The organism is Arhodomonas sp. KWT (genome assembly GCF_010993615.1).
This window is the reverse complement of the sequence record NZ_WNXE01000612.1, coordinates 1-991: the sequence shown is the minus strand read 5'-3', so window position 1 is coordinate 991 and position 991 is coordinate 1. Positions and strand designations below refer to the sequence as shown.

The window sequence follows — 991 nt, the reverse complement described above, 5'->3', positions numbered from 1 at the left end:
CGGGCCTCCAGCGAGCCGCCGTCGGCAACCACGCGGCGCAGGTCATGCAGGGTGAAGATCCCGAGAAGCCCGCCGCCAGCATTCACCACGAGGACGCTGCCCACCCCCTCGCGGTGCATGCGCGCGACCACGCGGCGCACATCCTCGTCCGCACCGGCGGTGACCGGGGTATGGGCACAGACACTGCGCAGGCTGACGTCCAGACTGGTGATCCGGGAGAGCTCGTCGCCGGCCTGGCGCCGGTTCTCCGCCTGGCCGCGAACCAGCAGCCCGGTGGCGCTGCGCCGGCAGAACGCGGCGAACTCCGGCACCGAGTCGATGCACTGCACGATCACCGCCGCCGGAACCCGGTAGAGGCGCACGGCCCCGGAGGCGCGATAGGTATGGGCCACCGCCCGGCGCTCGGTCACCGCCTCGATAGGGAAGGACTCGCCGACGAACAGGTCCGCCGGCTCGTCGTCGCCGGCCTCCAGGCTTACCCGTCCGGCGGCGATCACGAACAGCCCCTTCGGCGGTCCGTCCTCCGGGCATAGCAGCGTCTCGCCGTCGGCGGCGTCACGGACGGCCGCCGTCTCGGCGACGAGCATCAGCAGGTCCGCCGGCAGGCTGTCGAACGGCGGCTGCCCCGCCAGGAAGTCTCGGCGTTCTTCCGGTCCCGGTACCACGGCGGCCCCCTCTGTCTCCATCCCTGACGGTCCCCATCATCCCAGATGCAACGCCCCGGTGTCAGAATTCCGGCCCCGCGTGCCCGCCCGGCACCGTCCCGCCGGGGCCGATGGCCGCTCGTCCGCTTCCCACGCCGGCACGCGGGATACACCGCCGGACGGCCGCGGCAGGGCCCAGCGGCGTGCCGGGGGCGGAACACATGCCCACCCCGTTACAATAACCCCATGATCGCCTCCCCGCCCCCTGAAGACGGGTTCCGGCCGGCCCCGTGGCTGCCCGGCGCCCATGCCCAGACGATATGGCCGGCGCTGTGCCGCCCTACTCC

The 991-nt window shown here is 73.2% G+C and carries 1 protein-coding gene; it reads right to left on the bottom strand.

Annotated features, from left to right (window positions below; genetic code table 11):
* Positions 1-686: CBS domain-containing protein (locus G7A99_RS21130; RefSeq protein WP_163143877.1), on the bottom strand; the 686-nt coding region annotated here is incomplete at its 3' end.
* Positions 687-991 lie beyond the last annotated feature (305 nt).